This window comes from Filimonas zeae (assembly GCF_014641615.1).
GTDB classification, from domain to species: domain Bacteria; phylum Bacteroidota; class Bacteroidia; order Chitinophagales; family Chitinophagaceae; genus Filimonas; species Filimonas zeae.
In genome coordinates this window covers 117,203-143,836 of the sequence record NZ_BMIB01000002.1, presented here as the reverse complement: position 1 = coordinate 143,836, position 26,634 = coordinate 117,203, and the positions used below count along the sequence as shown (strand labels likewise).

General features: G+C 47.0%; 18 protein-coding genes. 12 read left to right on the top strand and 6 right to left on the bottom strand.

Annotated features, from left to right (window positions below; all coding sequences use genetic code 11):
* Positions 1–348 precede the first annotated feature (348 nt).
* Both IEY13_RS07425 and IEY13_RS07420 read left to right on the top strand, forming a co-directional pair.
* Entirely contained in the window at positions 349–3,396 is a 3,048-nt protein-coding gene (locus tag IEY13_RS07425; RefSeq protein ID WP_188951355.1) for a glycoside hydrolase family 2 protein, read from the top strand.
* A gap of 22 nt (positions 3,397–3,418) precedes the next feature.
* A complete protein-coding gene (locus tag IEY13_RS07420) occupies positions 3,419–4,021 on the top strand; it encodes a class I SAM-dependent methyltransferase (protein WP_229687777.1) in 603 nt (200 codons plus the stop codon).
* A 169-nt stretch (positions 4,022–4,190) separates the two neighbouring features.
* Here IEY13_RS07420 and IEY13_RS07415 read toward each other — a convergent pair whose 3' ends face one another.
* The 3 genes from IEY13_RS07415 to IEY13_RS07405 form a co-directional block, all read right to left on the bottom strand.
* Positions 4,191–4,658 carry a hypothetical protein gene (locus IEY13_RS07415; RefSeq protein WP_188951353.1) on the bottom strand — a complete coding sequence of 156 codons (468 nt, stop codon included), beginning with the start codon at positions 4,656–4,658 and terminating at the stop codon, positions 4,191–4,193.
* A gap of 211 nt (positions 4,659–4,869) precedes the next feature.
* Positions 4,870–5,004, bottom strand: coding sequence for a GntR family transcriptional regulator (locus IEY13_RS07410; protein ID WP_188951352.1), 135 nt, complete (start codon positions 5,002–5,004; stop codon positions 4,870–4,872).
* A 35-nt stretch (positions 5,005–5,039) separates the two neighbouring features.
* Positions 5,040–5,690 (bottom strand): HAD family hydrolase, encoded by a 651-nt coding sequence (locus tag IEY13_RS07405; RefSeq protein WP_188951351.1) that lies wholly within the window; start codon positions 5,688–5,690, stop codon positions 5,040–5,042.
* A 73-nt stretch (positions 5,691–5,763) separates the two neighbouring features.
* Here IEY13_RS07405 and IEY13_RS07400 point away from each other — a divergent pair, with 73 nt between their 5' ends.
* The gene (locus tag IEY13_RS07400; RefSeq protein WP_188951350.1) at positions 5,764–6,333 is read left to right on the top strand and encodes a hypothetical protein; all 570 of its coding nucleotides are present in this window, start codon (positions 5,764–5,766) and stop codon (positions 6,331–6,333) included.
* A gap of 78 nt (positions 6,334–6,411) precedes the next feature.
* On the opposite strand, the gene IEY13_RS07395 is transcribed toward IEY13_RS07400, so the two are convergent.
* Both IEY13_RS07395 and IEY13_RS07390 read right to left on the bottom strand, forming a co-directional pair.
* Positions 6,412–7,797, bottom strand: coding sequence for a SusD/RagB family nutrient-binding outer membrane lipoprotein (locus IEY13_RS07395; protein WP_188951349.1), 1,386 nt, complete (start codon positions 7,795–7,797; stop codon positions 6,412–6,414).
* A gap of 29 nt (positions 7,798–7,826) precedes the next feature.
* Positions 7,827–10,838, bottom strand: a complete 3,012-nt coding sequence (locus IEY13_RS07390) for a SusC/RagA family TonB-linked outer membrane protein (protein WP_188951348.1) — start codon at positions 10,836–10,838, stop codon at positions 7,827–7,829.
* Between the two features lie 232 nt (positions 10,839–11,070).
* On the opposite strand from IEY13_RS07390, the gene IEY13_RS07385 reads away from it, so the two are divergent.
* The 7 genes from IEY13_RS07385 to IEY13_RS07355 all read left to right on the top strand — a co-directional run bounded on the left by IEY13_RS07385 (position 11,071) and on the right by IEY13_RS07355 (position 20,755).
* A complete protein-coding gene (locus IEY13_RS07385) occupies positions 11,071–11,925 on the top strand; it encodes a helix-turn-helix domain-containing protein (protein WP_188951347.1) in 855 nt (284 codons plus the stop codon).
* A gap of 101 nt (positions 11,926–12,026) precedes the next feature.
* Positions 12,027–13,184 carry an FAD-dependent oxidoreductase gene (locus IEY13_RS07380; RefSeq protein WP_188951346.1) on the top strand — a complete coding sequence of 386 codons (1,158 nt, stop codon included), beginning with the start codon at positions 12,027–12,029 and terminating at the stop codon, positions 13,182–13,184.
* A 102-nt stretch (positions 13,185–13,286) separates the two neighbouring features.
* Positions 13,287–15,836, top strand: coding sequence for a helix-turn-helix domain-containing protein (locus IEY13_RS07375; protein WP_188951345.1), 2,550 nt, complete (start codon positions 13,287–13,289; stop codon positions 15,834–15,836).
* 79 nt (positions 15,837–15,915) lie between these two features.
* A complete protein-coding gene (locus tag IEY13_RS07370; RefSeq protein WP_188951344.1) occupies positions 15,916–18,309 on the top strand; it encodes a glycoside hydrolase family 31 protein in 2,394 nt (797 codons plus the stop codon).
* Positions 18,310–18,370: 61 nt separating this feature from the next.
* Positions 18,371–19,267 carry a helix-turn-helix domain-containing protein gene (locus IEY13_RS07365; protein WP_188951343.1) on the top strand — a complete coding sequence of 299 codons (897 nt, stop codon included), beginning with the start codon at positions 18,371–18,373 and terminating at the stop codon, positions 19,265–19,267.
* A gap of 65 nt (positions 19,268–19,332) precedes the next feature.
* Positions 19,333–20,076 (top strand): SDR family NAD(P)-dependent oxidoreductase, encoded by a 744-nt coding sequence (locus tag IEY13_RS07360; protein WP_188951342.1) that lies wholly within the window; start codon positions 19,333–19,335, stop codon positions 20,074–20,076.
* A gap of 91 nt (positions 20,077–20,167) precedes the next feature.
* Positions 20,168–20,755 carry an RNA polymerase sigma factor gene (locus tag IEY13_RS07355; protein WP_188951341.1) on the top strand — a complete coding sequence of 196 codons (588 nt, stop codon included), beginning with the start codon at positions 20,168–20,170 and terminating at the stop codon, positions 20,753–20,755.
* On the opposite strand, the gene IEY13_RS07350 is transcribed toward IEY13_RS07355, so the two are convergent.
* Positions 20,730–21,380 (bottom strand): hypothetical protein, encoded by a 651-nt coding sequence (locus IEY13_RS07350; protein WP_188951340.1) that lies wholly within the window; start codon positions 21,378–21,380, stop codon positions 20,730–20,732. The genes IEY13_RS07355 and IEY13_RS07350 overlap by 26 nt on opposite strands.
* A 128-nt stretch (positions 21,381–21,508) precedes the next feature.
* On the opposite strand from IEY13_RS07350, the gene IEY13_RS07345 reads away from it, so the two are divergent.
* Together IEY13_RS07345 and IEY13_RS07340 are read left to right on the top strand one after the other, a co-directional pair.
* Entirely contained in the window at positions 21,509–22,696 is a 1,188-nt protein-coding gene (locus IEY13_RS07345) for a FecR family protein (RefSeq protein ID WP_188951339.1), read from the top strand.
* A gap of 245 nt (positions 22,697–22,941) precedes the next feature.
* The gene (locus IEY13_RS07340) at positions 22,942–26,634 is read left to right on the top strand and encodes a SusC/RagA family TonB-linked outer membrane protein (protein WP_188951338.1); all 3,693 of its coding nucleotides are present in this window, start codon (positions 22,942–22,944) and stop codon (positions 26,632–26,634) included.

Here is a 26,634-nt window from a genome sequence, read left to right as displayed (position 1 = left end):
TATCTTTCAGCTGTTACCTGCCAATTCCCGCAACAGGTTGTAGGCTTTGTAATCTGTTATAAATGTGGAATAGAATTGCTTGTCCCGCTTATCGTAATAATATAGTTCCATAAGCTGACCAGATTTTTCTGTGAAGGCAATGTGCAGCCAACTGCTGATTTCGTGTGGGATATTCATAATGTGCTAAAGTTAGCTGATATCTGCATGGTGTGTCGGCTGGCAGACGCCAATTCGTGACACTATATTGCCAATTTTAGATATTTTACCCAGCAAACTTTTCATATTCCGCCCGGTCTAACACCGGGCGTCTTTGTTTTGCCCGACATTTATATACGATAATACTTGCTTATGAAAATTTCTTTCAGATTGCTGATGCCCTTGCTGGCGGTTGTGCTGAGTGTAAAAGGTGTTCAGGCACAATCAGGCCGCACAGTAATGGATCTTTCCGGTAATAACTGGATGTTGTGGCTGGATACGGCTGCCAGATGGCAGAACGATCAGTTGTATACTCCACCCGTTAATATCAAATCTCTTCCGGTAAATATACCTACGGGTGGCTGGGCAGCGCTTGCGGCAAAGCAGGCCAGAACCGTTCATTTGCCTGCTACGGTGGAACAGTTTTACTGGGGCAGTAATGGAAATGCGTTTGGTGTTTCGGGCAATTACCTGGGCGTATCGTGGTTTAGCACCAAAGTGGCAGTTCCCACTGCTTTTAAAAGCAAACGTGTTGTGCTGAAGTTTGAAAGTGTGCGTTTCAGGGCAGAGGTGTTTGTGAACAGGAAGCTCGTTGGATATGATCTGGTAAACAGCACGCCTTTTGAGGTGGATATTACCAACGCAGTAGTGCCAGGTACTTTGAATGATATAACGGTACGTATTACCGACCCGAATGGCAATTTTGATTGGCGCGACAGCCAGAATTTTATGTGGGGCGAATATCGCACCCAGCCTACGCACGGTTTTGGAGGTATTACCGGCAAGGTATGGTTGCAGGCTACCGATGCGGTTTTTGTGAGCGATGTTTTTGTAAAGAACAAACCGGAACCGCGGGAGGTGGAATTTGAGATAACGGCAGATAATACCGGTACAACCACTGTTAACGGCACTTATGAAATAAGCGTTGCCGATGCTAAAACCGGGCAGGTGGTGTTTACACAAACCAAAGCGGCTTCACTGGCTGCAGGCGCTACTACCATTGCAGTAGCAGCAAAGGTGCTTGCGGCAAAGTTGTGGGATGTAGAGCATCCCAACCTGTACCAGGTGCGTGTGCAATGGAAGGGAGCGAATGGTACAGCAGATGTTTACAGGCAGCGGTTTGGTTTCCGCTGGTTTGAAATAAAGGATGTGAATGGCGACAGGCAGTTTTACCTCAACAACAAGCGTATTGTATTGCGCACCTCCATTTCATGGGGCTTTTGGCCGGTAAATGGTATGATGCCTTCGGATGAGCTGGCGTATAAGCAGGTGGCTGCTGCCAAACGCCTGGGGTTAAATATGTTGAATTTTCACAGAACCATAGGGCAAACCAACGTGCTGAATGCAGCGGACGAACTGGGGCTGCTATATTTTGAAGAGCCGGGTGGTAACCAGTATCCCGAGAGTTTGTTTACGCCCAAAAATGAAGCGGAGGTAAAACAAACGAATTACTATCTGGCCGTGCGCAGTGAGAAGTTGTTCCGGATGATACGCCGCGATCGCAGTCACCCTTCGCTGGTTATTTACAACATGCATAACGAACGTGGTGCGCAACCACATGCACAGGATAATATAGAAATGCAGGCAGCACACCGTTTAGATCCTACCCGTATTCTTACCTATAACTCCAGCAACGGTGGTATAAAAATGAATGAGCCTGACCCCAGGTTTAAAAGGCATCTGCTGCCCAACGATACTACTTTTTACGACTATGGCTGGTTTGATCAGCACCATGCCGGTGGCCCGGGTGTTTATCATGATAATGTATATGCCAGCCCCGACAGGTATATCAAATACACCGATAAAAAAGATGAGATTGTATACTGGGGAGAGGAAGGTGCTATTGGTACACCACCACGCCTGCAACTGATAAGGAATGAGATATTGAAAACCGGTGTTAACATAGGATGGGAAACGGATGCTTATCTGAAATGGTACGATGCGTATGACCGGTTTTTAAAGGGCCAGGGCTTTTCCAAAGCCTTTCCGAATGTGGACAGCCTGACGCGCAAAATGGGCAATGTGGCTTATTACTATCAGGGCAGGGTAATAGAAAATGTACGGATAAATAATATCAATGATGGCTATGCGGTTAATGGCTGGGAAAGCATGAAGCTGGAAAACCATTCCGGTGTGGTGGATAACTACCGTAACCTGAAAGGCGATGCGGAGTTAATAGCCCGTTATAACCAGCCGCTGTATGTGGCGGTAAAAGTAAACCATAAGGTAGTGCCTGCCGGCAACACCGTAATGGCCGACTTTTATCTGGTGAATGAGAAAGACGTAAAAGGAGAGGCGGAGTTAAGAATTACTGCATTTGCACCGGATAACACCGTTTGTTTTACCAAAACCATGAATGTTACCGCGGCGGGTGGCGTTACCTATGGCCAGCTGCTGGTAAGTGGAATAACAATTCCGGTAAACAACGCAGGGTATACCAACATTAAAGCCCTGCTGTATCAGCAGCAAAAACAGGTGGCCGAAGGAGACGATCAGGTGTATGCCGTGCAGCTGAATAAAACGCAGGTAAGCGATCAGCTTGTAGTGGCAGATACCTCTGGTGTGTTACAGAACTATTTCAAGTCCATTAACCAGCCCTACACGAATTATGAGGGAGGCCGCCCAACCGGCAAGGTAATGGTAGCCGCAGCTATTCCCTTACCACAGGGCAACCCGCTGGTAACAGATATACTGGAATGGGTAAACAATGGCAATACACTGGTGGTTGCAGGTAATGCAGATTACTGGGCTGCTTTTCTGGCTAAAAAGGAAGTGATTGAAATGCGGGGTATACAAACCCTGGGCACTACCTGGTACGGTGGCAATTTCTTTGTTAAAGAACATGCACTGTTTGCAGGTCTTCCACAAAGCTGCGTATTCAATTGGGAGTATCAGTGCTTTGCAGCGTACAACAAAAGCCGCACTGGTATGCGCATGTTTAATGGCGAAACCGTGGTGGCATGTGTATCTGACCATAAGCAGGAAGTGTATGCTGCACTAAGTGTAATACCGCATGGCCGTGGAAAAATTATCCTCAGCACGCTCGATTTCATTTCCTGTATTGCAGGCGTGAAAGAGAAAAAGCGGGCAGAGGGCGATGGTGAAAACGCGGCTATGAACACCTTTAATGCGCAGGTGGGTAATCCGGCCAATGTGGTGGGGCAGCAGTTGCTGCTGAATATGTTGAAGGGGAATGAATAGATCGGGTAAATTTGTTACACTTATGCAGGAAGATAAAAACAACGTTATTAAAGCATATAACAATATTGCCGGCTGGTTTGCAGAGAACCGCTATACAGGTTTATTGGAAAAGCCTTACCTGGATATGCTTATCCACCACATAGGTAAAGGGGCAAAGGTGCTGGATCTGGGATGTGGAACAGGCATTCCTGTAATAACCTATCTTTTGCAGCAAGGCATGCAGGTGCTGGGGGTAGATGCCAGCCACAGCATGCTGGATATTGCCATACATAACTTTCCGGAGGTAGATTTTCAGCAGGCAGATATGCGGAATCTATCGCTGCATCAGAAGTTTGATGCCATTATTGCCTGGCATAGCTTCTTTCACCTGCCGCCGGAAGATCAGCCGCCCATGTTCCGCATTTTCAGCAATCACCTGAACCCGGGTGGTATTTTGTTATTTACCTCCGGTACAAAACATAGCGAGGTGCTAAGCTTTATGGGAGGTGAAAATGTGTATCATGGCTCTCTGGATACACAGGAGTACCGCGATCTGCTGGAGCTCCATCAATTTAAGATATTACAATACCGGGAAGATGATCCGGAATGTGGCAATGCTACTATCTGGATGACTCAGCTTGCTTAAATATGAACTTTTAAGAATTGCAGGAACAAACCACCGCATTGCCGTTTTAGAGTTTGTAAAAAATAAGCTGCCTGGTAGACACCGGGCAGCTTTGTATGTTGCAGTACGCTGTTAAAGGCGTACAATGGTAGTGAGATACGATAATGGATGCCGTTTGGTTTTCTGTTGGCTACATTTTATAGCCGCCCGGAAATCTGCCCATTACGCGCATAGGTACTTCTACAAAAGCCTGTGTGGTTTTAATAGCCTTATCTGTTACAACAGTAGCCTGTTGTATAGACCATGACTTTACTAAAGTAGTGTTGCCATGAGCGGCTTGTTCGGCGCTTATTATCTGGTTAAGTATGTTATTACTGGCTGGCTCGCGGAATAATTCACTGAGCCTGCCCACCAGTTCGCCGGCGGTGTTGGTTGACTCAACAGAAAACCAGCCGCCTATTACCTTTCTGCCGCCCAGGTTTTCCTGCTGCAGGCTGTTAATGTAAGGGCTCAATCTGTCTGGCTGGGTAAGATCGAATATTATCCCGCACCGCGTAGTATGCTGCAGGTTGTGGTAAATGGTGGCATTCAGTTCTACAATGTCAATTTGAATTTCACTGTCAGTGTTGTACCTTCTGAATAAGATGCTAGTGTTCATAGTAATTGTACGATTAATTTGTGAAGAGTGGAAACAATATTAATATGTATATACTATAAAAACGACTGTGAACAAAATGAACAGCCTGGTGAGCGGGTAAAAATTGTTAAAAAATGTTAAAGGGGGCTGGTTAGGGGTATTTCTATTACTTTCAGCTTTAGAACACTGATTACTTCCAGCACAGAGAACACACAGGGGCTTTCTATGGCTATTACGTGCTGATACTGGTTTGATATTGGGTTTTAAGGTGGCGTACGGAAGGTAGTTTCTGGCCCGGTTTATATAAGCCGTTGCGGATATTTTTCTCAATATCAGAGGTGAATGCTTCAAGCTTATATGCTTTCATTGACATAGGGAATTGGTGAGAAACAATAACACCTGTTACAGCCAGCTTTGCATGCTGTAATTATGCAGTATATGATCTGCAATATCGAAGCTTGCTGCGTTATTGCCGTTGGTAAATGCTATTACCGTCATGCCCGCACTTTTGCCCGCCTGCATGCCATGATAGGAGTCTTCAATAACCACGCATTCGTGTGGAGGTACATTCAATTTGCGGGCGGTGGTAAGGTATACGTCCGGGTGTGGCTTACCGTTGGCTTCGTTGGCGGCAGAAGACACCGCATCAAACAAATCAGCTATTCCCGCCCGCTTCAGACACAGGGGGATAAAAGACTCGGGTGAATTGGTTGCTAGGCCTATTTTAAGGCTCTGGGCTTTCAGCCGTAAAATAAACTCCCGGATATGCGCTATGCCACATTCTTCTGTCTCAATCAGTTCTATTACTCTGGCTACCACCTTTTGCTCCGCTTCCAGGAGTGTAACGCCATTCCAGGGATATTTTTCAAACCAGAACCGGGAAGCTTCTGAAACCGTCATTTTCTGCGTTAACCGGCAATGTTCTTCTGTAAGTACTACGCCCAGCGAGCTAAATATCTCCCGCTCAGCTACCGACCAAAAGCCTTCGCTCTCAATTACCACACCATCCATATCAAAGATTACCGCCTTCTTGTTCTTAAGCACCTGTTTCATGAGGGTCTGAAATATGGGGGTAAATGTACTAAGTAAGTAAATTGCAGGCTTGCTTAAACATTGCAAAAAGCGTATGGAGGTTAATATTAAAAGTATCTCGGAGGTGTATAGGAAATATCTGGTGCAAATCAGGTTTCTTGATAATCTGTGCTACACGGTATTGGGAAGTGATATTTCAGATGATGAGGAGACAGATATGCTACTGGTGAATGAACAAAATCAATGGGTTTTATTCAGGAATATAGCTGACTTGTTTGCAGTGCTGGCAGAGGGTGAGATAGGGTTTGACAAGGAAAATATGGCGAAATGGGTTACAGAACTGGAATTTGTTGAAAAAGATTGTTACGCCAGCTTTGACCTGGATACATTGTGCATGGATTATGACAGCTTTATTCAGCATGAAAACTGGCGCGAAGCGTGTCTGGTGTTGGGCTTTGTAAGAGATTTTGCTTTACAGGTGAATGATACCGGATTAACCCCGCTTTTGGACAGTAATGTGGTATTCGTATTTCTTGATGATATCAGTGAAATTGATTTATGGGATACAGGAAAACAGTTTGAGCCATCGCTTGTTTCCGATGACTTGCTCGAAAAGCTTATTTCTTTGCACGGTTTGCTAAAAGAGCGGGTAAGGATATGCTAAGCAAGTGAACATAGGTATATCTACATAAGAAAGCCGCTTCACACATGAATGAAGCGGCTTTCTTGTGCTACTTATAGTTTACTGCCTATCCCACCACAAACGGTCGGTAAGTCTTGCCGTTTGCTGCGGCTGCGGGTTAGACAGTTGTTCGCTTTGCGGGTATACCAACCTTCTCGGTATATCTGATAAAGCACCGTCTACCTTTGTCAGTGCCGGAAAGCCGGTTCTGCGCCAGTCGGTATAGTTTTCAATATTAAATGGATTGGCCAGTGCTTTCTCTTCTATAATCAACTGCAGCGCATTAGCGGCGGTAAGCGTGCGTGAAGCCAGGTACGTAGTGGCAGCTGCACTGTTGGGGTCTAAGCCTGTTCTGGTAAAGCCTGTTTTTACCGCATCTACGTAAAAAGGTGCCGCAGCGGCAAAGCCAGATTTGATTAGCGTAGCTTCCGCTTTCAGAAACAGTGCCTCTGAATAAGTAGCCATATAGTTGGTGGCATTTAAACCGCCATAGAAATCAGTTGGGTAGGAAAAAGCATCCAACGCCTGTATGGGGCTGCCTACTCTTCTGCCTCTGTACTGGCCGTCAAGCGCTGCCGGTTTTACCATTAGTGGTAAACGCGGGTCGTTACGGGTTTTAAAACCTTCCACAAAGGTTTCGTTCAGTACATAGGTACTTACGGGGTTAAACGTAATGCCCCAGTCGTTTTCCATACCGGCAGTACCTGCATAAGCCATGGCCAGGTCATCTGCGCTGGCGGTAAAGCCGTTTTGTAAAGCATTCAATACGCTATCTGCCTGTATAGCAGCGGTGTGGCCGGGTGCTTTGCTCAAATGCATGAAGTAGCGGGCTTTTAAGTGATACGCCAGCTTTTTCCATTTCGTCATATTACCGGCATAAAAGAAATCATCAGCACCGGGCAGAATAGCACTGCCGGTGTTAATGTCGGTAATAGCACTGGTTAATAAATCCTGAATTACTTTGTAAATGCTTTCCTGCGAATCATATTCAGGTTTCAGATTGGCGGTGCCTTTAAAGCCTTCCGACCAGGGCAGATCGCCCCAGAGGTCTGTTGCGGTGGCCAGTGTATAAGCGGTTAATATTTTGGCAATGGCCGTGTAGTTGGGCTTGTTGCTGGCCTCGGCTTTGTTCTGTAATATTTTCAGGTTATTTAAGCTGGTAACATAAAAGGTGTTGAACTCACCATCCATATCAGGGCTTAGCACCTGGTAGTTCCAGAAGCCGGGGTTAGGCTGCACGGGAGCAATTACCTGCAGAAAGTTCTGCGCCAGCGTGGCGGAAAGGCCTGCATACACGTTATCAGAAGTATTCAGTTCCAGTGGAGGCAGCAACAGCGATTCTGATACATCGGATGGCCGGTTGGGATCCTGGTTAACATCCAGAAATTTAGAGCAGCCTGTTAACACAAGCAATAACGACGGTATAATATATAATAGCTTTTTCATTGTGTTCAGTTTACAGTGTGGGCATGCGGTTAAAAAGTAAGTTTAAGCGAAAAGTTGAAGGCACGGGTAGTAGGCGTGGAGAAAGCATACACACCCTGTGTGCTGTTACCGCTGCCATAAGAACTTGCTTCGGGATCGCCGCCGGTAAAGTTGGGGCTGTGAATCCAGAGGTTGCGGCCGGTAACTATCAGCGAAGCCCCTTTAAACGGTGTACCTGCCAGTACACTGCTTTTTACGTTGTAACCTATGCTAACGGTTCTGAGCTTGATAAAAGTACCATCCTGAATGGTGGCAGAAAGCGGACGTGATTGCCAGTATTGCTGAGCAGTAATGCTGGTTTTGTTGGCCTGACCATCAGATTCTCTGATACCCTGTACCACCATGTTATCTCTGTTTACCGTGTGTATAGAGGTGCCGTTGAAAATGGCTGCCCCTTCCACATCATTCTGTACATCGCCGCCTTTTTTCATGTCCACAAAAAACGACAGGTTGAATTGCTTGTACTGGAAGTTGTTGTTGAAGCCTGCTAACCAATCGGGGTTTACATCACCTATAATAACGTTGTCGGTTCTTAACGGAAGGCCGTTATCGTCAATCATCAGCTGGCCCTGAGCATTGTATTTATCGGCCTGGCCTTTAAATATATTGTAAGGCTGGCCTACCGTAAGGCGGCCCAGTTCATTTACGCCATCCTGTATTTTCAATACTTTGTTGCGGATGCGGGTAAAGTTGAGGGTGGCATCCCAACTGAAGTTTTTGGTTTTAATGGCACTGCCGGATAACACAATCTCTATACCTCTGTTTTCAATTTCGGCGGAGTTAATGGTAGTAGCGCTGTAGCCGGTAGCATTAGAAATAGGTACATCGGATATAATGCCGTTGAACGATTTGCGGTAGAAGTACGAACCTTCAAACGTAATGCGGTTGTTGAAAAAGCGGGCTTCCACACCGCCTTCGTATTCCCGCAGTGTTTCGTTCTGCAGGTTGGGGTTGCCTACGGTTGTAGCCTGTAAAAAGCCGGGGCGATCGTTATACGGGAAAGGGTTGGCACTAAGGCCGGTAGCGCGTTCTGCACGCACAAAAGGCGTGTTGAGATAATAAGGAGGAATGCCATCATTACCCACCAGGGCGTAAGATAAACGCACTTTACCAAAACTGAGTATACGCGAAGGTTGCATCAGTTGAGTGAAGATGAAGCTACCGGCTGCCGATCCGTAAGGGTAGAATGATTTTGTTTTAGACAGTACCGAACTACCATCGTACCGGCCGGTTAACGACAGGATGAACATGCGGTTATAGTCTATATTGGCCTGTGCATAAAAGCCTACTTTCCGTTGCAGGTAGTTGCCTTCTGTAGAAGACAGTTTGGCCCCTGTTGACTGGTTGTTATAACCGGGAATAACAACGCCGTTGGCTATCAATTGTATGTTCTGGCTGTAGGAACTGTATATGTTATTACCCAGCAATACATCCATGTTAAACCTGCCTGCCTGTTTGTTGGCGCTTACCATAAAGTCGTGGTTAAACTGGCGGAACAGAATGGTCTGGTCCCTTACCTGTCCGGGTAATCCTATCGCGGGGCTGGCCTGCTCTACATACTTATCCTGCTCCATAAAAATATCCGCACCTACACGCTCTGTAACCGTAAGCCAGCTGGTGGGTGTGTAGTTCAACGTCATTACCGGTAAAAAACGGTTTACGCGGGAATTGTTGTTGATATTGTCCAGGCTCCACAGCGGTGAGTTACGGCCCAGGCGGTACATACGTGGTGTACCATTGCTGGCCAGAACAGGATAGGGGTTCCAGGAAACGGGCTGCACCAGTATTACAAACAAAGGCCCGTTGCTGGCACCTTCCGGTAAGCGGTTCTGGTTGCTGTTAGAATAAGCGAGCTGAAAAGTGGAATTGAAGTGCTTTCCTATTTTAGCTGAATACTTGGCAAAAATAGAATGACGCTTAAACTCATTCTTGGGTTGTAAGCCCTGCTGGTTTAAATAAGAATAGGACAGGAAGTAAGAAGAGTTGCTGTTACCGCCATTTACGCTGAGTGCGTTTTGGGTGGTTTTGGCTGTGCGCAAAAACAGATCTTCCGGGTGATAGGTTACCGCAGGCTGTCCGTTTATTTTTAAGGTATCCATACGTGGCCCCCAGGATTGGCCTGTTTTCTGATCCTCGCCGTTATAGAATACACCGCCGGTACCCTGTGCCCATATCCGCTGCCTCTGCGGTAAAATAGCTTTACCTACGGAGTAATCAGATGTAAAAGTGATAACCGGCTTTTTTTCCGCAGTGCCATTTTTAGTGGTAATCAGTATTACACCGTTAGCACCGGCAGAGCCATATAAAGCAGTGGCCGCCGCGCCTTTTAACACGTTTACATTATCAATGGTATTGGGGTCTATATCTATAGCGCGGTTGCTGCCTGCGCCGGCAGCACCACCACCAATATTACTGGTTTCATCGTTATTAATGGGAATACCATCTACTACAAACAGCGCCTGGTTATTACCGGTAGCAGATATGTTACCCCGTATAACTACGCGGGAAGAGGCACCGGCTGCACCGGAAGAGCTGGTAACCTGCATGCCGGAAACCTTGCCTGCCAGTGTGTTTACCAGGTTGGCTTCTTTGGTAGCCAGTATTTCATCGCTTTTTACTTCCTGTGTACTATAGGTAAGGTTGCGTTTGGCGCGTTTAACACCTAATGCCGTCACCACCACCTCTTCCAGCTGGGCGGCCTGTCGCTTCAGTACTAACAATAATGGTGTTGCACCTGTAACGGCCACTTCCTGCGTGGCATAACCAACCGCACTTATCACCAGCGTACTGCCGTTAGCAGCCTGTAGCCGGAAGCTGCCATCTTCGCCGGAGTTAACGCCATTGGTTTTGTTTTTAACATGAATACTGGCACCTGCTACCGGCTGGCCGGTACTGTCTTTAATGGTACCGCTTACAGGTACGGTATCCTGGCCATGTGCCAGCGTGGCACAAAAGAAAAAAGAGCATAGCAGTAGACGATACATCAATTTGTATATGTTCATAGTTCTGGGCTTTACAGTATAATAGCGTACAGATATAAGCAGCCGGTACCATAACGGTACAGACATCGTTGTTTAATGATTAATGGTAAGATTTAGGATGTGCCTTGGGGCAACGCAACCGATTTATAACTACTTCAAACCTAGTTATAAAGGCCACAGGGTTATAGACTTATTTTGACAAACTATGCACGGAAATTAACAGGGGGGCGCTTATCTTTAATTCGCTTACAGTATGCCTACAAAAAGTAAACATATTCCGGTACACACGCTGCCTTCGGGTGTAAGTGGCATTTTTATAGGAAGAATAGTGTTTAACGGGGTGCCGGAATCTAAAAATATAGTACGCTTTCACCGGGATGGAGGGCATTCTTTTATTCTGCAGGAAAAAGGGAGTACCCATATTGAAATTGACTTTCAAAAACACGTAATAAAGGCGCCGGCGCTGATTTATATTCATCCCAGCCAGATACACCGTGTAATTGCGTTTAAGAATGCTGTTGTTTCCAGCTGGATTGTCACTTCTGAAAATATTCATCCGGAATACCTGAAATGGCTGCATGATCTTTCGCCTGTAAAAGCAGTTTCTTTAAAACCCGATGTTTTGCCTGTTATTATTGCAGCCGCTTCTGTATGCATGCAGCTTTATGAAAGAAAACAGGAGAAGCTATATGGTGCTATTCTTAAAGACAGCTGCAACACACTGGTAGCATTGGCAGTTTCGCAGTACCTGGCGCAGGATAAGTTAACCAGTAAACTTACCCGGTTTGAGGTAATAACCAAAGCGTTCAGGCAGGCACTGGAGCAACAGTATGCCACTGTTAAAAGTGCCACGGATTATGCAAAGCAGCTGAATGTGTCCACGCCTTATCTGAACGAGTGTGTGAAAACCGCCACCGGCTTTCCCGTATCCTGGCATATACAGGAGCGCGTTGTGCTGGAGGCCAAACGCCTGCTGTATCACACGGATAAATCGGTTAAGGAAATTGCGGGTGAACTGGGGTATGATGATTATTCCTACTTTACGCGACTGTTTGCAAAAGTGGTGGGTATGACTCCGTTAGCCTTTCGCAACAAAAACCTTGATTAGTGCTATACTTACTGCGTATAGGCATTGCCTGCACTGTGCATTAGCTGTTCCTTTGTGCTGATTAAATAAGTACAAAAGTGGAATTATTGCAAACAGGTCATTTGCTTCGTAATAAAAGTGTAGCCATTGTGGGGGGCGGGCCCGGCGGGCTAACATTGGCCCGTCTTTTACAGCTTAAGGGTATACAGGTAAAAGTATATGAGCGGGATGTTAGTAAAGAAGTACGCGTGCAGGGGGCTATTGTAGATCTGCATTTTGATTCGGGTCTTCGGGTAATAGCGGCTGCCGGTTTAATGGATGCTTTTAAAGCCAGCTATATGCCGGGAGCAGATAAGTTTCGTTTGGTAGATAAAGATGGAAACATGCTGCTGGATGAACATGCGAAGGAAGGTAACCCGGATTTTGGTGATCCACATTTCCGGCCGGAAATTGACAGGGGAGCGTTACGGAATATTTTACTGGATGCGCTTATGCCGGGTACTGTAGTTTGGAATAGCCAGCTTACTGCAATGGAACAGGTGGGTGATGCCTGGCAACTCAGCTTTAACAATGGTACTGCTGCTGTTGCGGATGTTGTGATAGGGGCAGATGGGTACCGCTCAAAAGTAAGGCCTTACGTAACCAACATTAAAGCCCTTTATTCGGGTGCCACCATTATTCAGGGCGAGATAGAAGAGCCTGAAAAGGAATGCCCGGAAATGTATACCCTGTTGCAGCAGGGTAATTTAATTGCTATGGGGGCTGGTAAATCTATTGCAGCCCAGCCGAGGGGCGATGGCGGACTCACTTTTTATGCATCCTCTCTGTATCCTGAAAACTGGGTTAGCACCAGCGGCATCGATTTTAACAATAGCGAAGAAGTATATGCATGGCTGGAAAGCTATTACCAGGGATGGAGCCCTGTATTTCTCTCCCTTTTTAAAGCATGCACCCGGTTTGTTCCCCGGCCTTTGAACTATTTTCCTTTAGATCAGTACTGGAATGCCCAACCCAACATTACGCTTATTGGCGATGCTGCGCATTTAATGCCGCCATCTGGTGAGGGCGTGAATACTGCCATGCTGGATGCCTGGGATGTATGTGAATGCCTTACCGATGGAAAATATACGGATATACCGGCAGCTATTGCAGCTTATGAGCAGCAGATGCGTGCAAGGGCTGTAGTACTGGGTAAGGAAGCCCTGGACAGCATAAAAGATTTTGCCGCGCCTTCTGAAGAATCGGTTCAGGCGATGATACAGCAGCTGGGTGCGGGATAAATGCGCAGATTGAAAATGTTAAATGTTTTTTGGGTGACCTCCGGTGTTTGTGTTTTATTGGATTAGCTATATCTTTCGCAATAGCAATTATCAAGTGCCGGAATGAAAAAACGTTTATATGCTACCATATGCCTGGTACTGATGTTATGCATTGCCAGGGCAGATGATTTTGTGTTTACGCCGGTAAATGTTGCCCAGGGCCTGAGTGATAACCAGGTGCGTTATATACTGCAACTACACAACGGGCGAATGGTGTTTACTACCAGTGGCAATCTGAATTTGTATGATGGTGCGCGCTTCCACTATCTGCACCGCCCGCATTCAGGTGGGTATGAATTAAAAAAGTACGATGGTTTTTACCGCGTGTATGAGCAGGGGGATTCCCTGCTCTGGATAAAAGATACACACCGGCTGATGTGTGTGGATTTGCGCCGCGAAAAGTTCCTGCCCGATCTGCACCTGTATTTTAAAAGCATTGGCGTTCAGAAACAGGCAGAAGATGTGTTTGTGGATGCCCATAACCGCCTGTGGCTGGTGAACGGCCGCAGATTATGGCGGCAGGATGCGCCGGGCGAATGGGAGCTGCCGGAAGAAGCGGGTGCGTTACAGGATCTGGTGGCAGACGGGCATAGACTCTACCTCTTTTTCAGTTCCGGTAAACTTATTGCTTACGATTTAAAAACAACACGCAGGCTGTATGCCAGCGCTGCTTATGCCGATGCGGAAAAACCGCTTTTTGCCAGAACCTCCCTGGTGGTTACCGGAAAAGGTGGTTTTTATCAATTGCGCAACGGCAGCAAAGGAGGGTGTTTCTTTTTTGACACGAGCAAACGGATATGGGAGAAAAAACTGGAAACTGACTACACACTTAATACGCTTGCCCTGAAAGAGGGAAAGGCTTTTGTAAGCTGCCGCAGCGGCTTCTGGATAATTGAGGGGGCGAACGGCCGTAAGAACTATCTGCCGGAGTTGAAAACCGTGGATGGCAGCCTGATTAATACGGAGATAAGCACGCTGTTTTTTGACAGGCAGGGCGGCTTTTGGTTGGGTACGCTAAACCAGGGTTTATTATATTACCATCCGCAGCGATATAAGTTCAGCTACATAGGCCGCTCTTATTTTCCCGTGGCAGCAGGTAAGGATATTATTGTACAGGCGTTTGCCGGAGCGAAGGAAGGATCCGTACTGATAAAATGCAACACGGGTGTGTATCGCTTTACACCGTTGGCACAGGGCGATGGCCGGTTGGTAAGCGTGGGAAGTACTGCATTGCCTGAAGGCAACTGGACGCAGCAGGGTGTTGGTAATGGCATTACAGCCGTACATACTGATAGCCGTGGATGGACTTGGCGGGGAACGGCAGACGGGTTGAAGCTGCAGAAACCTGGTGAAAAAGAAAAAGTGTTATACACAGAGGATGGCCTGGCAAACAATTTTATACATGCGATACTGGAAGACCGTAATCACCAGCTTTGGGTAACTACGGGCTATGGCATATCCCGCATTGGCGTAGATTCGGTTACGGGCAATGTGCGGTTTGAAAATTACAATGTATTTGATGGTACCCTTACCGGCGAATATGCGGACGGTGCAGCACTGGAAGCCAGGGATGGCACGCTTTACTTTGGCGGAATAAATGGCTTTACGCTGCTTAAGCCCTATGATTTGTATGCAGCTGCTGCGCCCTTGCAACCGGTGTTAACCGGATTGTATTTGCGTGGTACCCAGGTGTTGACGGGTGCCAGGTACGATAACCGCACCGTTTTGCCTTTAGCGGCACCTTACACAAAGCAGCTGGAGCTTTCGCACGATCAGAACTTTCTGCGGTTTGAGTTTTCCGCTCTTAATTATCTGAACCCCTCCCGTACCCGTTACCGGTACCGCTTAGCGGGTGTAGATGCAGATTGGCAGGAAGCTTACGCGGGGGCGCAGCATGAGCAGGCAGATGGCGTGCTTCGCATTGCCTATACCAATCTTGCACCCGGTACTTATGTACTTTCCGTAATGGCTTCTGTAAACGGCGGGCAATGGAATGGAGGAGTTACAGAATTGAAAATAACTATTCATGCGCCCTGGTGGAAAACCACAACTGCTTATTTACTGTACGGTATATTTTGTTTGCTGGCTGTTGTTACTGCGGTGTGGTGGTACAACTATAATACCCGTAAAAGAATGGAACGCCTGCATCGGGAGGAAATTCTTCTGATACGTATACGCAACCTGATTGAGCAATGTAATTTGCTGGAAGCAGAAAAGAATACGTTGCCGGTACACAGTGGCACTGATAATATAGAAGAAGGCACCGATATGAGTGCGGCCGATGCGGCTTTTCTGGCCAGGGCTATGGAAATAGTAGAAAAGAACCTGGAAGAGCCGGGATACTCGGTAGAGGCGCTGAGCCGCGACCTGTGTATGGAACGTACGGGGCTGTACCGGAAACTGGTGGCGTTGCTGGATAAATCGCCCTCGCTGTTTATCCGCAATATCCGTTTGCAAAAAGCGGCTGCATATATTCTGGAAGGAAAGCTGAGTATAGGGGAGATTGCGGATAAAACCGGATTCAGCAGCGCCAGCTATCTCAGCAGGTGTTTTCAGGAAACCTATGGCTGCCGCCCATCAGAATATGCGGAAAAAACGAAAAAATCAACCTAGTTACCATTAGTTTCAACATGGTTACCAGCGCCTGCACAGGGAGGCAGATACCTTTGGTGTCATGAATAATCGCTTGACAATGAATGTACAATTATCAAAAACACTATGCCTGTTACTGGTAGTAACCTTATGGGGGCCGGTACAGAAAGCAAAAGCGCAGCAATTTACGCGCACGGCTAATGGTATTGGTTTTACCACGCAGGAGCTACATATAAAAGTGGATTTTTATGCCGGAAATATAGTGCGGGTATCTAAAACGCCCGTAGCCACATCCTCCGCCAAAGAAAGCCTCTCTGTTATTAAAACACCCGAAACCACCGCTTTTACAGTAAAAGAACAAGGGGGGCTGGTGGTGCTGGAGAGCGCTGCCCTGCGGGTGCATTGCAATACCCAAACGGGAAGAGTGTCTTTTCTGGCGTTGAACGGCCAGCCACTTTTTACCGAAAAAGACTATGGTGCTCAGTTTACACCGGTGAATGATGCCGGAGTGCCCGCTTATAATGTGCGCCAGGCATTTTTGCTGGATAAAGGAGAGGCTATTTATGGCCTGGGGCAAACCCAGACCGATAAAATGAACCAGCGGAATGTAAAGCTGTACATGCGGCAGTTTCCTTTGTATGCCTACATTCCCATTGTGCAATCCACCAAAGGATATGCGGTTTTCTGGGATAATTACTCACCCACTACTTTTAACGACAATCCGCAGGAAATGTCGTTCGACTCTGAAATAGGTAATTGTGCTGACTACTATTTTATGTATGGTAAAAGCGGGGATGGAAATATTGCACTGATACGGGAGCTTACCGGGCAGGCACCGATGTTTCCTTTATGGACATTCGGTTTCTGGCAATCGCGTGAGCGTTATAAAACCCAGCAGGAAACTATGGATGTGGTAGATAAATACCGCAGCCTGGGCGTGCCGCTGGATGGTATTATACAAGACTGGCAATACTGGGGCAAAGACAGCGCCTGGAATGCGATGGAATTTTTAAACCCAGGCTTTCCGAAGCCGCAGGAAATGATTGACCATGTACACCGCCGGAACGCGCATTTTATGATTTCGGTATGGCCGGGTTTTGGCCCGCTTACCCGCCAGTACCAGTATTTTAAGCAAAACAACATGCTGATTGATTTTGAAACCTGGCCACCCAAATCGGGCGCAAGGGTATACGATGTATTTCATCCGGAAGCGCGGCGTAAATACTGGGGCTATATGAATGAGCTGTTGTTTGCAAAAGGCGTGGATGCCTGGTGGCTGGATTCTACCGATCCTGATCATATTAATATTAAAGATGCGGACTTTGACAAGCCTACCTATCTGGGCAGCTACCGCAAGGTGCACAATGCTTTTCCGCTAATGACCAATGGGGGCGTATATACGCACCAGCGCCAGACCTCTGCTGATAAGCGGGTGTATTTATTAACCCGCAATGCTTTTGCCGGGCAGCAACGTTATGGCGCCAATACCTGGTCGGGCGATTTGCGCAGTACCTGGGGCGTATTTAAAAAGCAGATACCTACGGGTTTAAACTTTTCCATAACAGGCATACCTTACTGGAATACAGATATCGGTGGCTTTTTTCTGTGGGATTATGAGGGCGGTGTTGCCAATAAAGCCTATCAGGAGTTGTATACCCGCTGGTTTCAGTATGGCACGTTTACACCCATGCAGCGCTCGCACGGTTCTGGTGTTAGCAAAGAGATATGGTATTTTGGTAAAAAGGGCGACTGGGCCTATGACTCCGAAGAAAAATATATAAACCTCCGTTATGCTTTATTGCCTTATTTGTACTCCACCGGATGGCAGGTAACTAAACAGGCAGGTTCTTTTTTACGGCCTTTGTTTATGGATTTTAACAGCGACACTGCTGTACACAACATTAGTAACGCATATATGTTTGGCCGCTCTTTTCTGGTAACTCCTGTAACCGATGCTATGTATGTTACCGGCACCGGCGAAAAATGGAAAGACCCTAAAGAAGATTTTAGTAAAACAGGCAAACAGCCGGTATACCTGCCACAGGGTACGCAGTGGATTGACTTCTGGACCGGGCAAACGCTTAACGGCGGGCAAACTGTACAAAAAGAAGTGCCTGTTGATATTATACCGTTGTATGTACGTGCAGGGTCTGTTATACCTTTTGGCCCTAAAGTGCAATACGCTACGGAACAAAAATGGGATAACCTGGAAATACGTATTTACCCCGGCGCGGATGGTGAGTTTGTGTTGTATGAAGATGAGAATGATAATTACAATTATGAGAAAGGTAAGTATGCTACTATATCCTTTACGTGGAACAATGCCAGCCGTACACTTACCATTGGCAACCGGGAGGGTGGTTTTGCGGGCATGCTTACCAAAAGAAAGTTTAAGGTAGTAGTGGTAGGTGAGCAAAAAGGGGCAGGGGATGCAGCAGCCAAAGCGGATAAAACCATTACGTACAGCGGTAAGCTGAGTACGGTTAAGCTGTAATAGGGTATGCACACATGGTTTCCGGAACGGTGGTTTTAAAATAATTGCCTTTTTTTGTACCATGTTTACCACCACGGAAGACAAAGACATACCCCGCTATGCGTTTGAGCCCGATGCGGCTACAGGGCACCCGATGTTCCGGATTGATAAAAACCGTGAGATACGGAACTACCGCCGGTTAGACTTTTTTGTGCCGCACCGGAAGGATTATTATTTTCTGGCTTTTGTAAAAGTGGGCAGCAGCCGGCACTGGATAGATATGAAAAGCTATGTACTGCAGCCGGATACTTTATACTTTACGGTTCCGCAGCAGGTGCATCTGAAAGAAGATTCAGATGCACCGCTCAGCGGCATTTCTGTCTGTTTCAGCGAAGCGTTTCTGGCAGCAGCAGAAGGGCATTTTTTAAAAGAACTGCCACTGATACAAAATCCATTTAACGGGCATGAGCTGAAGCTGAATGCCGCAGATGTGGTATTTGTGGAAGATATGCTGGAGCGCATTTATACAGAATACCATACCGCCGGGCAATGGCAGCAGGGTATGCTGATGGCTTACCTGAAAGTATTGCTTATTTACCTGAGCCGCCTGTATACAGAGCAGTTTGCAGCCAGCGATGCGGTACCGGAAAAGCGGATACTGAAACAATACCTGGCCTATATTAACGAGCGGTATACAGATAGCCATGAGGTGGCAGACTATGCGGCTGTTATGAACCTTTCTGCCGGTTACCTGAGTGAGGTGATAAAAGCACAGAGTGGCAAACCACCCATTGCGCATATTCATGAACGGCTGATGCTGGAGGCCAGAAGGCTGCTGTTGCATTCTGAGTTATCAGTTAAAGAAATTGCTTTTGAACTGGGCTTTGAAGACGATTCTTACTTTAACCGCTTTTTTAAACGGCTGAACGGGCAAACACCTGTGGCGTACAGAACCGATACCCGAAAAATGTACCATTAATACCCAGGTGCGTGCCGTTGCAGGCTTTTTAGCGCCGGTAGCTTTGCTGTACAAAAGCAGTAAACATGAAAAAAGCACTGGTAACAGGCGCCAACAAAAGCATCGGGTTTGAAACTGCCCGGAAGCTGGCACAGAAAGGATATTATGTATATATGGGATGCCGGGATGCGGCAAAAGGCGCGCAGGCCGTTGCTGCTTTACAGGCAGAAGGGCTTACACAGGTAGAAGCCATACAACTGGATGTAACCAATGCGGCTTCCATTACAGCAGCACAGGCGTTGCTGCAATCAAAAATTACCTCACTGGATTTACTGGTAAACAATGCAGGCATCAGCGGCGGCTTTCCGCAGCCGCAGCGGGCGGCAGACTGCAATCTGCAGCTGGTGCGCGAGGTATTTGAAACGAATTTCTTTGGCGTTATTGCCGTAACGCAGGCTTTTCTGCCTTTGCTGAAAGCAGCAGCGGAAGCAGTAATAGTAAACGTTACTTCCGGCCTGGGATCGTTAACACTACACAGTGATCCTGCCTGGCAATATTATGCCGTAAAGGGTGCTGCTTACGGGCCATCCAAAACCGCGTTAAATGCCTGGACGGTGGTGCTGGCTTACGAACTGCGTGATACTACGGTGCGGGTAAATGTGGTGGACCCGGGTTATACGGCTACCGATTTTAACCACCATAGCGGGCATTTGTCTGTAACCGATTCAGCTGCTTTTGTAGTTAAATATGCTACCATTGATGCAGCAGGGCCGCATGGTAAATTCTTCAGTCATGATATTGCTGTCAACAATCATGAAAGCCCGTGGTAGGGTATGCTTATGCTATTTTATAAGCATTAAGCCATCAACATTCCCGAAAATGTTCTAGTTTGCCGGTTTCTACCCCCAGGGCTACATTGCAGTGAGCAGGCATACCGAACATATTGACCGGGAAATGGTACAACGCATTTCAGAAGGAGATGAACAGGCTTTCGCAGGCCTGTTTTATCATTTCGGCGCCATTATACATCCGATAGTATTGAAGATGGTAAAGGACCCGGTGCTGGCTGAAGATGTAGTTGCGGAGGTGTTTATGAAACTGTGGCTTATACGTACAAAGCTGCCGGTGGTGGACAATTTAGCCGGGTATATTTACCGCCTTGCCACCAATACCTCTATTAACCAGTTACGGCGTAATAAAAATGAAGACAAGGTAATGGCCCGTTTGTACCTGGATATGCCCGGAGAAAACAATGCGGTAGAACATAGTTACTCTGCCAAAGAGTTGCGGGCTTCTATTCAGCGTGCCGTTAACCAGCTATCGCCCCAGCGCCGCCGCATTTATGAACTGAGCCGGGAACAGGGACTGAGCAGGCAGGAGATTGCCGCTTTGATGCAGATTTCTGAATTTACCGTACGCAACCAGCTGCACAACGCCCTGCAGCAGATTCAGGCCAGCTTGCTGAAGGAATATGGTTTTAGTATTATGCTGCTGTTTTTTCTGAACTAGCCTGCTTTTGCCGTTTTGATTTTATATGCGCAAAATCTGCTGCGGTAGTGCCATACTCCAGCGCCAGCACCAATAAGATAGAACTGAGAAAGGTTATTTTTTGCATAACAGGTAAAGGCCCGCGGAAGGTGGAACCGTATAAAAACATGGTTATGTAATAAAGCAACATACAAACCACACAGGCACATTTTAGCCAGTGTAGTCTGGTTAGCATTACAAATACTGTAATGTAAAACAAGCTTACCAAAAGCAACGTACTGGCTATAACCACCATTAAATCGTGCAGGGGTGTTGCAATTAAACAATTGAACAACATGTTACCGGCGCCCAGATATTTAATAACCATAGCAGCGCCTTTGTTGGGTATTTTTTGAGAGAAGTGGACAAAGAATACTGCAAAGCTGGCCGATAGTAATATCATACCTGCATCTGCCCATACCCTGGCAGTATTAACCGCCCCGTTAATAGCTTTGGCAGCAAACAAATTGCTGATGAAGTTTTGCGACCATTGAAAGCCCACAGCGTTGGGATTGGCCAGAGAGCCGCCCGGATATACGGCAATGGCTACCAGCAACAGTGATACCGAAACGATGATTCCCGCCAGTACTGCATATTTTTTAAGCATCAGGTAAGTTTTAAAGGTTGTTTTACGCCAGTGAAACCTAAGTTATCACTTTTTTTTATTTTTTTTTCGCTCCGGTGGTACACCGGGCTTTTGGGTGTGTCTGAATAGATGACCAAACTATTTGTGCCTTGAACCAGCCGGAACTGATTGCATTCATTTTTAAAAAATATCTGGAGGGAGATACCTCCCCCGAAGTAATGACTGCCATAACACAGGTGCTGGAAGAGCAGCCTGACTTTGATTGGGGTGCACTGATGCAGCCTTATTTTGAAGCGGGCAAACCTGACCCTGCTTTTACGGAAGACCGCTGGGCAGCAGTGCTGCAGGGCATATTACAGCACCAACCGCAACAAAAAACGGCAGCCCCGGTGGTAACGTTGCGCTGGTGGCGTTGGGCGGGTGTGGCAGCGGTGTTGCTGCTGGTGGCTGGTACGCTGCTATGGCAGCCCTGGCAAAAGCAGGGCAAACAGCCGGCAACGGCTTTTACCGGAGTGCAGGATAGGCCACCGGGAAAAGAGGGGGCTGTACTTACCCTTGCCGATGGTACACAGGTGCTGCTGGATACGGTTAAAAACGGCGTGGTAGCTGCGCAGCAGGGTATGCAGCTGTTGCTACAGAATGGCCGCCTCCGGTATGCGGGGCAGCAGGCGGATAATGACCAGCTGGCTTATAATACCATTACCACACCCAAAGGGCGCCAGTTTCAGGTGCAGTTGCCAGATGGCAGTACTGTGTGGCTGAATGCTGCCAGTTCGCTCCGTTTTCCCACCAGGTTTTCGCAGCGCGAAAGAAGGGTGGAGGTGGCAGGTGAGGTATATATGGAAGTGGCGCCGGATGCGCAGCATCCTTTCCGGGTAATTATTAACCACAAGGCTTCGGTAGAAGTACTGGGCACCAGTTTTAATATTAAGGCATACGATAATGAGGCGGCTATACAAACCACACTGGTAACAGGAAAGGTAAAAATGCTGAGCGACCCCGGCAGTAAGGCGGATGAAGTGCTGTTACAACCAGGGCAGCAGGCGCAGCTGGCTGATGGTTTGTTGCATATACAACCGAACGCAGATATAAGCCTGGTGCTTGCCTGGAAAAATGGATTGTTTCAGTTTGATGGGGCAGATGTAAAAACAGTAATGCGGCAGATTGAACGGTGGTATGATGTGGAGGTGAAGTATGAAGGCCCTGTTAAGCAGATTGTGTTTCACGGAAAAATGGACAGAGGCGTAAGCCTGAAGGCCTTTATCGGTTTTTTGGGTGATTATGGCCTGAAAGCAACACTGGAAGGGAGGGTGCTAACGATTACAGAAAAGAAATAAGTGTATAAAATATTGTTGGCAAAAAAAACCGGAAGTGTTGGAGCCACTTCCGGCGGATGTTTGACTAACAAGCCAAACAGCGTTCTGAATCATGAAGTAAGAAAAACGTCTCGCGAAAGACTGCTTAATCATTAACCAAAACCTATCCCGAAGGTAATCGGGATGCTGCAATTATGCAAAAAAGCATTGCAACCGGCTGCCACGCCTCTGGTGGAAGGCGCCGTATTGTTCAAACATTTCTCATTATGAGACTGACTATTTTATTGCTGCTGGCTGCTATTATTACCGTACATGCCAAAGGTGTGTCGCAAACGGTAACCATAACCAGCCGCCAGGTACCCCTGAAAACTGTTTTTGCAGAACTGGAAAAACAAACCGGGTATGTGTTTTTGTATACCGGCGATATTTTTACCGGTACCAGGCCTGTAACCATACAGGCAGATCACAAGCCTTTGGTAGCGTTTTTAGAAGCTTTGTTTAAAGACCAGCCGTTAAAGTACACCATTGACAGCAAAACCATAAGCGTATCGCGCAAGGCCCCGGAAAAGCAGGCTGCTGATATAGCAGCATTGCTGAGCCTGGGCGCACCGGCCCCGGATATAATTGTATTAAAGGGGCGGGTGCTGGGGCAGGATGGAAAACCTTTGTTTGGCGCTGCTGTATCGGTACTGGATAAAAAAACAGTGGTAGCTACAGGAACGGACGGAACTTTTACATTGAATGTAAGTGCCGGCGACCTTGTTTCCATCAGCCATATAGCATCATTACCCATAGTAATAAGAATAAAGAACGGTACTGCTGCCGAAATAGAACTGATGAACAGAACGCCCAACAGCACCCCAACGGTAAGTGAAGATGTTTCTGATGCAGAAGAGCAGAAACATGCATTGGTAAATGCAGCGGTATCCGGCCTGGTAGTACGCCTGAAAAACCGTGTGGCCGCCCTTACAGAGCTGCAGGTGATAAGTACCGGTTATCAGAACATTAAAAGAGATAAAATGACTGGCTCTTCTGTAACCATTGGGGCAGAAGAACTGGGAAAGCGGAATGCCATAAATATTATGGATAACCTGGAGAGCAAAGTGCCTGGTCTGGTATATTATAACGGCAATGCCACCATACGCGGCGTTGGCAGTTTAAATACCGGCAGCAGAGATATACTGGTAGTGGTAGATGGGTTACCCATTGCAGGTTCTGTAAGTAATGCCAACCCGCAGGGCGGTTACACCCCGGGCAGTGTAGGTAATATTAATCCTTACGATGTGGAAAGTGTTACCATATTAAAGGATGCGGCTGCAGCTGCTATTTATGGCGCCCGTGCCTCTAACGGTGTAATGGTAATTACTACCAGAAAAGCCAGGCAGAAAGGAACGGTGGTAGAAGCTTCTGCCAACTTTAACTATTTTGAAAAGCCGGATTGGAGCTACCTGCGCTATATGACTCCTGAGCAGCAGGTGGATTTTGAAAGCAACTATTATGATTACTATTTTAACAGTGGTGTGCTGGGCGCACCCGCTACCCTGGCCAATACTTTTGAACAGAATAACCTGAATAAGGGGAGTGCGGTAAGCCCTGTAGCCTACGCCTATTTTCAGGTGGCAAAAGGCACTAAAACCAAAGCAGACATTGCCCCGGTACTGGCGGCACTGAAAGAAAATGATATTGCGCAGCAGTTCCGCGACAATGCGTTGCGGGGGCAGCTGATTCAGCAATACAACCTGGCGGTACGTACTAACAACGGCAGATCGCAATCCAGCCTGGTGGTGAATTATAAAACAGACAACAACGGGTTAATCAATGCCTGGAACAGACAGCTGAACCTGTTTTATAAGGGCACTTACAATGTGGCTAAATGGCTGGATATTGACTATGGGGTTAATACCATTATAGGCAAACAGCGGTCTCACAGCAGCAATTATGCTACCACGCCTTTTAACGTGCCTTCCTATTACCGGTTACTGAATGAGGATGGCAGCAAGGCTTATTATAACACGTCTGATTTTAATATCTACAGCCCGTTTAATGCACTGCTGGATTCCAATACAAAGTTCTCTACCATGAAGTTTAATCACCTGGATGAACTGGGACGCGATTTTGTAACCACCAACACGCTGAATATACGGTACTATGTAAACCTGAGCATGAAGGTATTGCCCGGGTTAACCATTAATCCGCAGTTTCAGTACGAAGATAACCGCAGCGATGCGGCGTCTTATTCTGAAAAAGAAAGTTATGCCATGCGTGTGCTGAGCAACGTATTTACCACACGCTCTGCCACTGCACCTTATACCTATACCAACCTGCTGCCTCCGGGTGGAAGAATGCGTAACTCGCAGGTGAAAAGCCCTAACTATACAGCGCGCTTACAGGCCAACTATAACAAAGATTTTGGCAAACATTCCTTTGCGGCTATTGCGGGTGCAGAGTTCAGGCAAACGCATTCTTACGGCGCTTACAGCTCGCTTTTCGGGTACGACGATCAGTTGCAGACACAGGCTACCAGCAATATCAACTTTCAAACACTGAGTGCCATGTCTAATTCGTTCTGGCAAACCAATATCAGCATTCTGCCTTCTTCGTTATATTCTTTATACCTGGCAGGAGGTTTTGGGGTGAATGTGGACAACAGGCACCGGTATGGATCGGGATATGGTAATCTTACCTATACGTACGACAGAAGGTATAACCTGTTTACCTCGTTACGTAAAGATTATGCTGATTTGTTTGGAGGCGATCCTAAATACCGTGGCCGTCCGTTATGGTCCACCGGCGCTTCCTGGAATATTAACCGCGAAAGGTTTATGGAAGGGATAGGTGTGGTAAACTCTCTGAAGCTGCGTGCCAGTTATGGTATTACCGGCAACATTGCCACCAACTATACAGCGCAGTTGACCGCTACTACCAATGGTACCCAGTATACCACCGGCCTGCCGGTAGCTACGGTTACCAACCCGCCTAACGACCAGCTACGCTGGGAGAAAACGACCACGTTTAACCTGGGGGTTGATTTTGCATTGTTCAACAGCCGGTTAACCGGTGCGCTGGACTGGTACAATAAAAAAGGGGATGACTTGTTTGCCAGCAAGCTGCTGGATATTACACAGGGCTATAGCTCGCTGATTATTAACAACGGTGCTATGAAAAATACCGGGCTGGAACTGAGCCTGGGTTATGAGTGGTTACGGCCATCTACCATAAAGGGATTGGGCTTTACCTCTACCCTTATTGTTTCTAAAAACACCAACCGTATTACGCGGGTAGACCAAACGGCGCAAACCGCAGGTGCCCTGGCGGGTAATGGTGCGTTTAAAGCAGGTAATCCGGTGAACTCCCTTTTTTCGTACCAATATAAGGGATTAGATGCCAGCGGTGCGCCGCAGTTTATGCTGAGCGATAAAACGCTTACCACGGGGGTGATACCGGCAGCGGACATAAATTCGGTAATATATTCCGGCGGTGCCGATCCGCGGCTGAACATGTCGCTGAATAACGAGTTTAATTACAAAGGCCTTAGTCTTACTGTGTTTGCTGTATACTATGGTGGTCATTATGTACGTAATGCCAATGCAGGCTCTGTGGCAGCACCCTCTTACGGTACAATGCCTGCTTATTTACTCAATAGCTGGACGCCCACCAATACCAACACCGATGTGCCTGGTTTTGGCCAGTACTATAAAGCCACCACCAGTAGTACGCAGATAGCTTATTCGGATGTATGGGTAAAACATGCAGACTTTATACGAATAAGAAATATAGTGTTAGGCTATCAGCTGCCTGCCCATATGGCTGTTAAAATAAAGGCTACCCATGCGAAACTGCTGTTTCAGGTAAATAACCTGAAAACACTGTGGACGAGAGATGAACTTTTGAAAGATCCGGAAACAAATGGTGTGCGTACACCCACATCTTATGTATTGGGTGTTAACCTTAATTTTTAG